Origin of the sequence: Streptomyces sp. NPDC006314 (assembly GCF_040613075.1) — a bacterium.
Classification (GTDB): domain Bacteria; phylum Actinomycetota; class Actinomycetes; order Streptomycetales; family Streptomycetaceae; genus Streptomyces.
This window is the reverse complement of sequence record NZ_JBEXRL010000051.1, coordinates 1-7940: the sequence shown is the minus strand read 5'-3', so window position 1 is coordinate 7940 and position 7940 is coordinate 1. Positions and strand designations below refer to the sequence as shown.

At 70.4% G+C, this 7940-nt stretch carries 7 protein-coding genes and 1 pseudogene; 3 read left to right on the top strand and 5 right to left on the bottom strand.

All coding sequences use genetic code 11. The features are described from left to right. Nucleotides 1-998 precede the first annotated feature (998 nt). Complete coding sequence (locus ABZ079_RS36530; protein WP_356943747.1) at nt 999-1397, top strand: DUF1203 domain-containing protein; 399 nt, start codon at nt 999-1001, stop codon at nt 1395-1397. Between the two features lie 407 nt (nt 1398-1804). On the opposite strand, the gene ABZ079_RS36525 is transcribed toward ABZ079_RS36530, so the two are convergent. The 3 genes from ABZ079_RS36525 to ABZ079_RS36515 all read right to left on the bottom strand — a co-directional run bounded on the left by ABZ079_RS36525 (nt 1805) and on the right by ABZ079_RS36515 (nt 4447). Next, nucleotides 1805-2443, bottom strand: a complete 639-nt coding sequence (locus ABZ079_RS36525) for an NAD(P)H-binding protein (RefSeq protein WP_356943746.1) — start codon at nt 2441-2443, stop codon at nt 1805-1807. A 13-nt stretch (nt 2444-2456) separates the two neighbouring features. Further along, nucleotides 2457-3371, bottom strand: coding sequence for an EamA family transporter (locus ABZ079_RS36520; RefSeq protein WP_356943745.1), 915 nt, complete (start codon nt 3369-3371; stop codon nt 2457-2459). Nucleotides 3372-3640: 269 nt separating this feature from the next. Further along, nucleotides 3641-4447 carry an SDR family NAD(P)-dependent oxidoreductase gene (locus tag ABZ079_RS36515; RefSeq protein WP_356943744.1) on the bottom strand — a complete coding sequence of 269 codons (807 nt, stop codon included), beginning with the start codon at nt 4445-4447 and terminating at the stop codon, nt 3641-3643. 370 nt (nt 4448-4817) lie between these two features. On the opposite strand from ABZ079_RS36515, the gene ABZ079_RS36510 reads away from it, so the two are divergent. Beyond that, nucleotides 4818-5723, top strand: a complete 906-nt coding sequence (locus ABZ079_RS36510; RefSeq protein ID WP_356943743.1) for a LysR family transcriptional regulator — start codon at nt 4818-4820, stop codon at nt 5721-5723. Between the two features lie 70 nt (nt 5724-5793). On the opposite strand, the pseudogene ABZ079_RS36505 reads toward ABZ079_RS36510, so the two are convergent. Further along, a pseudogene (locus tag ABZ079_RS36505) lies at nt 5794-6609 on the bottom strand (alpha/beta fold hydrolase); the annotation flags it as partial. A gap of 402 nt (nt 6610-7011) precedes the next feature. Beyond that, nucleotides 7012-7194, bottom strand: a complete 183-nt coding sequence (locus tag ABZ079_RS36500) for a hypothetical protein (RefSeq protein WP_356943742.1) — start codon at nt 7192-7194, stop codon at nt 7012-7014. 174 nt (nt 7195-7368) lie between these two features. On the opposite strand from ABZ079_RS36500, the gene ABZ079_RS36495 reads away from it, so the two are divergent. Continuing rightward, nucleotides 7369-7839: a hypothetical protein gene (locus ABZ079_RS36495; protein ID WP_356943741.1), complete on the top strand. Its 471-nt coding sequence runs from the start codon at nt 7369-7371 to the stop codon at nt 7837-7839. Nucleotides 7840-7940 lie beyond the last annotated feature (101 nt).

Here is a 7940-nt window from a genome sequence, read left to right as displayed (position 1 = left end):
CCGCGCGCCCGTGCGGCCCCCGCCCCCCCCGCCCCCGCCCACCACCACGCGCTTTTGGGGGCCCCGCCGCGGCCCGGGGTCGTGTCCGGCGCGCCGGACACGACGGCCGGCCCGGCCGGCCTCAGCCAACTCAAGACCCCGGCAAGGGGGGGTGGAAGGCGATGTCCGCTTTCCACCAGCGTCGCGGTGATGGCGTGGGCACTGTGGGCGTGGGTGCCTGCCAGGTGGTTCTCGGAAGGTGCCCGCGGTCCGAGACGAGGAGCCCCTTCGCATGCACCGTACGATCGAACCGAGGGTCTTGTACTTCGGTACACCTGTGGTCCTGGTGAGCACGTGCAACGGCGACGGTTCAGCGGACCTCGCGCCGATGTCGTCCGCGTGGTGGGTGGGGCAGTCGTGCATGCTCGGCCTGGACCAGACGTCCAGGCCGAGCGAGAATCTGGCGCGCACCGGCGAATGCGTACTCAATGTGACGTCGTCGGCGCTGGTCGGCGCGGTCGACCGGATGGCACCTGCTGACCGGTACCCCGGTCGTGCCGGAGCACAAGCTGCGCATGGGTTACCGGTACGAGCCGGACAAGTTCGCCGCGGCCGGGCTGTCGCCGATGCCGTCCGAGGCCGTGTCTGTGCCGCGGGTGGCTGAGTCTCCCATTTTCAGCTCGAAGCGCGGGTGACGCGTATGCATCCTTTCGAGAGCGGAGTTCCGGCCTCGTGGCCGTCGAAGCAAGGGTGGTTCGGGTGCATGTGGAGGAGGAGCTTCTGGTGCGGAGAACGAGCGCCACGTCGATGCCGACCGATGGGATCCGCTGATCATGAAGTTCTGCGAGTTCTACGGCAACGGCCACAACCTGCACCCCTCCCGGCTCGCCACGGCCTGAGAGATCCTGGGACCGACCGACGCGGTGCGCAGCTGAGCGGAGCGGCAGCCGGGATGGCGGGTCGGCAGCCCGTCCGGACCACCGACGCCCGGTAAGTGACCCTGGTGTACCGACCGGGGGATGGGTGGGCCGTCGGCTTCCGAGCGGGCAGCACCGGCCCGGACGCCGGCCGGCACCGGCAATGCGCCATGTCGGTACCGGGCCTCGGGCGCGGATCACCGGGCAGGGAGTTCTGACCGCTGCAAGGGATGGGATCAGGCGTGTGGTTATCCATTCGCCGAGACGAAGGTGCTGCTTGTGTTCCGCCGATACAACAGCGAAGGCACTATCCCGGGTGGCACGATCGTCCGGTTGCCGAAAAATCCGCGGCAGGCACAGGTCGTCGTGGACCGGGCGCTGCACGCAGCCTTCGCCGGCCCCGAAGTCGCGCTCTTGCACGTACGGGCAGTGGGGTACGGCTGCTTCCATGACGAAGTGCGCAGGCCCTGCCCATCGGCCTTGGAACAGTCAGTGCTGTGACCGCGCAGGTTCGCCGATTTGTTCGGGTGTGGCTCCAGGGGGTGCCCGTCCCGGCTGATGCCTGTCCCGGTGCCGATACCGATTCCGTTCCACGCCTGCGCAGGGGTGCGAACCGTTCGTCGTGACGTGCACTCTTCCGTTCGCGCACCGAGATCCGTGCGGCGGTGTCCGGCAGGCCGCGTCGGACGGCCTGCATGGCGATGTGCAGGGCGCGCGCCGGGCGCGGCACGGCCGTGCCCGGCGGTGTCGGCTTCTGCGACAGCGTCGTCGAGCAGCTGCCGCAGTGCCGGTCGACCGTGGGTGTGCGCGGCGGCAGGGACGCGGAACCCGGGACCGCGGACGTCGAGCCGGCAGCGGGCGTCGTCGAGCTCCGCCGCCGTTCCCCTGGAGCGGCGGCGTCGAGAGGCTCAGTATCCGACGGTGAAGCGCGTGCGGTGGTGCCTGGGGTGTTCCGCCTCGTCCAGTACGGCCACGGCGAGGTCTTCCATGGAGATGGTGGAGTTGCCGTCGTCGTCCACCAGGAGTTCGTCGGTGCCGACCCGGTAGGTGCCGGTGTGTTTGCCCGGTTCCAGGACGGCGGCCGGGCTGAGGTAGGCCCAGTCGACGTGCCCATCGGCCTGGCAGACCGCCAGTTGCTCGTTGCAGGCCAGGGCGATCGGCCGCCAGGCTGCTGGGAAGCCCGGGTCTTGCACTACCGTGCGTTCCGGGTCGCCCGGCAGGCGCAGGCTCCCGGCGCCTCCGAGCAGGATCAGCCGGACGCCGGTGCGGGAGAGGCCGGCCAGCAAGGCGCGGGCGGTGTCCGGGAGGTCCTGTTCCTGTCCGGGCGCCGGCCGGGTGGCGCTGATCACCAGGTTCTGCCCGCTGCTCAGCGCGGCGACGGTGTCGGGGTTCAGGGCGTCCCCGACGACGTGTCGGGCGCCGGGATGGAGGGCCGTGAAGCGGGTCGCGTCGCGGGCGACGGCGGTGACCTGGTGGTTGCGGTCGATGGCTTCGGCGACGATCCGGCTGCCGGCGGCTCCGCCGGCTCCGAAGACGGTGATGCGCATGATGCGGTTCTCCTCAGTGGATTCGGATCTGGCCGGCCGGGACCGGGGGTGCGGGGCGCCCGGCCGGTGCACGGGACGGGGCGGGGCGGGAGGGGTGAAGCTGGGCGAGTGTCACCGCGGCCAGGGTGAGTGCGCCGCCCAGCAGCTGCGGCACGGTGAGCTGTTGTCCCAGGGCGATCCAGCCGAGACTGGCGGCGACCAGGGGGCTGAGCAGGCCGAGGAAGGTGACCTTGGTCGGGGAGAGTGTTCTGATGCCGCGGAACCACAGGGTGTAGGCGAGCGCGGCGCCGATCACGCTCAGGTAGACATAGCCGATCAGGTTCTCGGTGCTCAGGGTGGCCGGCGGGGGTCCTTCGACGAACAGGGCCACCGGCAGCAGGAGCAGACCGCCGGCGACCAGTTGCCATCCGGTGGTCGCCAGCAGCGGAGCCGGGGAGGTCCAGCGCTTGCTGAGGACGACTCCGCTCGCCATGACGGCCGCACCGACCAGGGCGGCGGCGATCCCGAGGGCGTCCAGGCGGGCGTCGGCGCGGAGCACCAGCATGGCGACGCCCGCGATGCCTGTCACGCAGGCCAGCAGGGTCCGTAGGGTCAGGCGCTGGTTGAGCAGGGCGGCGGACAGGCCCGCCACCAGCAGCGGCTGGACGGACCCGACGGTGGCGGCGACTCCGCCCGGCAGTCGGTAGGCGGCGATGAAGAGCAGGGCGAAGAAGACGCCGATGTTCAAAGCGCCGAGGACCAGGGACTTCCACCACCAGTCGCCTCGCGGCAGTCGCCGGGTGATGAGCAGCAGGAGCAGCCCGGCGGGCAGGGCCCGCAGCACCGCGGCCAGCAAGGGCCGCTCCGGTGGCAGGAGTTGGGTGGTGACGAGGTAGGTGGAGCCCCAGATGGCCGGGGCCAGGGCGGTGAGCCAGGTGGCTGTCCGCATGCCCGGTGCTGACGGCAGGGCAGGGGACGTTCATGGTCTTCTCCTGGTCGCGGGAGACAAAAAAAGGGGGGCGCCGGGGACGAGATGCCGAGGCGGCGCAGGCGGGGTCCCTGAGGTGGCAGGGGGCCGGGGGCCTGAGGTGGGGGGCATGCGTGGGCCCGGGGGGCGGCTGCGGAGGTGAGCTGGTTTCCGGCCGGCGTGCGGGTGGCGGCGTCCCGGCGGCGGTGCGGGCACTTCAGGTGAACAGGGCGGGCGCGGTTTGCTCGTTGTCAGTCTGCGGCGCGGCTGGCTTCCTCCCAGGAGGCCCAGATCGCTTTGCGGCTGTCGGCGGCCTGCTGGGCGACGTCGTACATGGCGCTGCCGAGGATCAGCCGCAACGGCGGATCGTCGCTGTCGGCGAGGGTGAGCAGGGCCTTTGCTGCTCCGGCCGGGTCGGCGTCCTCGGCGTCGCCCCACATCTGGGCGAGCGCGGTGTGCAGGGGTTCGTAGGCCGGGTGAGCGGGTTCGGTGCGCATGGACGTGTACAGGCCGGTGGTGTATCCGCCGGGTTCGACGATGCTGACCTTGATGCCGAAGGGTGCGACCTCCTGGGCGAGTGCCTCGGACATTCCCTCCAGCGCCCACTTGCTGGCGCTGTACAGCCCGGTGGTTGCGAAACCGATGACGCCGCCGATGCTGCTGATCTGTATGAGTCGGCCTCCGCCCTGGCGGCGCAGGTGGGGCAGGACGGCCTGGGTGACCCAGAGCGCGCCGAAGAAGTTGGTTTCCAGCTGGGCGCGGGCGCCGGTCTCGGTGAATTCCTCGACGGTGCCGCTGCCCATGATGCCGGCGTTGTTGACGACCACGTCGAGCCGCCCGTGCGCCTGGGTGGCCCGGTCCACGGCGGCGAACACCGCGCTGCGGTCGGTGACGTCGAGGGGCAGGGCGTGAAGCCGTCCGGGGTGCTCGGCGACCAGCGCGGTGAGCGGCTCGATCCGGCGGGCCGCCCCGATGACCCGGTCGCCGGCGGCCAGGGCGGCGCGGGTGAGGGCGAGGCCGATGCCGCTGGAGGCGCCCGAGGTGGTGGTGCGGGTCATGGAATCTCCCAAATCGGCTGAGACGACTCGTCTCAAGCCGTGTGCGTGTGCGTGCGCGTGTGCCAGGGCCTCGGCTGCGCCGGGGCCCGTGCGGCTGCAGGTTGCGCTTCGCGTGATGTCCGGTGTGCTCAGCGCGGGTGCCGGGCGCGGACAACGGCGTGGCCACGGCCCACCGGGGGGGTCGCCGTGCTGACCGGGGCGGTCATGGCGAACGCCGGCGTCGGGGTGCGTGGCAGGTGGGACATGTCCTTGTCCTGGGGGCCGAAGGCGGTCAACTTGCGTGCGGACCAACCCTGCAACGCGGTGGGGACGTCAACAAGGTGACATAGTGGAACGCTTGTTTAGCCAGGCTCAATGATCGGGGGGAACTGTGCTGGAGCGGCTGGAACTGGAGGCGTTCTTGACGCTGGCCGAGGAGTTGCACTTCGGCCGCACCGCCGAACGCCTGCACCTGACGACCGGCCGGATCAGCCAGACCATCAAGAAGCTGAAACGCCGCGTGGGGACAGCGCTGTTCGAACGCACCAGCCGCCAGGTCCGCCTCACCGCGGCCGGGCGGCAGCTTCACGACGATCTTCTTCCGGCCTGCCGTCAGATCGAGGCCGCGCTGGAGAGCGCGGTCAACACCGCGCGGGGTGTCGACAGCGTCCTGCGGGTCGGTTTCGTCGGCGCCGCCTCGGGCCAGCTCGTCTTCGAGACCGCCCAGTTGTACGCCCGGCGCAACCCCGGCTCCCGCATCCTGCCTAGGGAACTGCAGATCATCGACGCGTTCCCCCGGCTGCACGACGGGGACGTGGAGGTGCTGATCGTCTCCCTGCCCCACCAGGAACCGGGGATGGTCAACGGCCCGGTCCTGTTCAGCGAACCCCGGATGCTGGCGGTGTCCTCCCGTCACCCCCTGGCCGGCCGCAAGACCGTGTCCCTGGAGGATCTCGCCGCGGTCAGGCTTTTGCAGGCGGCCCGGACAGTTCCCGACTACTGGCGCACAGCACGCACACCCCTGCTGACCCCCGCCGGCAAGCCCATCGAACGCGGTCCCGAGTTCGGGACCTTCCACGAGGCACTGCTCCTGATCGGTGCCGGGCAGGGCGCCTTTGTGGTGGGCGCCCAGGCCGTCCGCTACTACTCCCGCTCCGACGTCACCTACATCCCGTTCAGCGACGCACCGCCCCTGGAGTGGATCTCCACCTGGCTCGCCTCCCCCACCCCGGCCACCACAGCCCGCATCCTCTCCTTCAACAGGGCAGCCCAAGACGTCGTCACCCGCATCCGCTGACCGCCGCCACCGACATCTCCCCGCTTGACGGGACGGTCCCCTGACGCCGCTCATCCGCCCGTCACCGAGGTCAGCAGGTGCTCGGTGCGGTCCGGCCGGCGAAGCGGTCCGCGAGCCAGGGCAGACCCTCGGCGCTGCTGGCGTCGGTCGCGGCGATGTGGCCCGGGATGTGGTTGCCGGAGAACCTCACCGTCGCGCCCCGGCGGCACCAGTCGGCGGCCAGGTTCCTGCCGACCAGCTGGGGGAAGACATCGTCCAGAGCGCTGTGGGAGAGCAGGACGGGCACCCTGAGCTTGCGTCTGCCGAGCTGCTGTTCGGCCACGATCCTGTCCCAGGGGGCGCGCTGGGGGCGCTCGGTCAGCGGGTGCCCGTCCACGGTCAGCAGACGCGAGTTCAAGAAGGGGTACTTGGCCAGGGCCTGCGCGGTGCACAGGTGGTCGCGCAGGTCGTTCGTCACGCGTTTGCCGCGGGCGTTGAGGTACGGGTCGATGTCGATGCCGTAGGCGGTGGAGAGCCCGGAGAGGGCGTAGTCGAAGAACGCCCCGTAGGCGGAGCCGTCCATGCTGTCGGCCACCTTATTCATGTCCGCGGGCGGAGCGCCGACGACGGCACCCTTGATCTTCAGTTCGGGCGCATAGGTGGGGGCCAGTTCCGCGGCGGACGCCGTCGCGCCGCCGCCCTGGGAGTAGCCGTAGAGCGCGACCGGGCCGGCGTCCGCCAGATCCATGGCGTCCAGGCGCTCGGCCGCCCGGAGGGAGTCCAGGACGGCGCGGCCCTGCGCCTCGCGGTCCATGTACGTGTGGGCTCCGGGTGTGCCGAGGCCCTGGTAGTCGGTCACCGCCACGGCGTAGCCCTGATCGAGGAGTTTCTTGACGGGCAGTGCCTCGTACCCGAGCTGAGTACGTCACCGTTGTGGGCGGGCAGGCTCAGCCGTTGCTGCGCAGGTGGTCGGCGGCGGCCGCCTCGCCCGAGGGCACGCCGAAGGTGAGCATGGATGAAACCCGCGACGTCGCCGACGAATGGCGGAGGCTTCCAACACACAGCTGCGTGAATTGGGCGCCGCACGGGACCGCAACGAAGCCTGACGCCGCGCAGGAGGCTTGCGGAACAGGCTTAGCTACGAGCAGCAGACCAGTTAGAGCCACACTCGGCGCCCCTGGGCGGGTGAACCATATGAAGGGCTCACCACGTCCCGCAGAACAACGTAGGGATCAGTAAGCCGACCCCGGCGCAGGATGCGCACCGCCTCCAGGAACCGGCAGGCATCGGCCATCGCCCGCTCCAGCGGTCACTCCTGAGCGAGCGTCGGCACACGCTTGGGCTTCGCCGCTGCGAGGTCGTAGAGCCAGGCCCGGCGGCGGTGCGTGCACGACCACTGCAGCGTGGTCCGGCAGGCCTTGCAGCGCAGGATCGCAACGACCGTGCCCTGGCCGGGGCACAGGTCCCGGTCCCGCAGCTGACGGCACGACACCAGATGGTCCGGGCACGCCCTTGGTCGTAGTCGGGAACCAGCGGGTTCGGGGGATCTGGACGGTGGTCCGGTGAGAACCCGCTTGTGGTGTGGTGGTTCTGGGCGGGGGTACCGCGCGGTTCCGCTTCGCCGTGTGGGACAAGACGGGGCCTCCGATCTGGAGGGGGCTTTGCGATGGGTTACGACCTTCGAGCAGTGATCGCTGATGAGGAGGCGCTGCTTGGCGCGACGCGGGACCTGCCTGCCGCCCGACTGGCGTCCATCCGACAGGGCTTCTCGCTGATGCCGATGACGGACGCGCTGTTCGATTCGGTCGCAGAAGGCAGCGGTGTCGGCACGTTGGGGTTCTGGGGATTGCCAGGAGGGTTCGAGAAGACCCTTGCTGCCTGGTCAGCGGGTGGGCCGGTGGCGTACGTGGAAGCTGAGTGCTTCGGCGGCGTAGGCGAGCAGCGTGCTGCCGTGTGGAACGGCGGCAGCATCGTGCTGGGACCGCTCCACGTGGAGGAGGGGCAGCCCTTTCCGCCTGCCGGCAGTCCCATCTCTCAAGCGCTGCGGTGGTTGGGCGCAGCGGCAAGCACCGGCGAGGACGAGTTCTCAGCAGTGGGGTCGGACCGGCATCGACACGGTGAGGCGTGGATTGCCTGACGCGCGACTACTGATCTTTTCGTTAGTTCAGTGGGTATGACGGGCTAGCTGGTGGGAGCCTGATGTTGTGTCTTTCAAGCCTTCGCCCGTTGTCTCCAGAT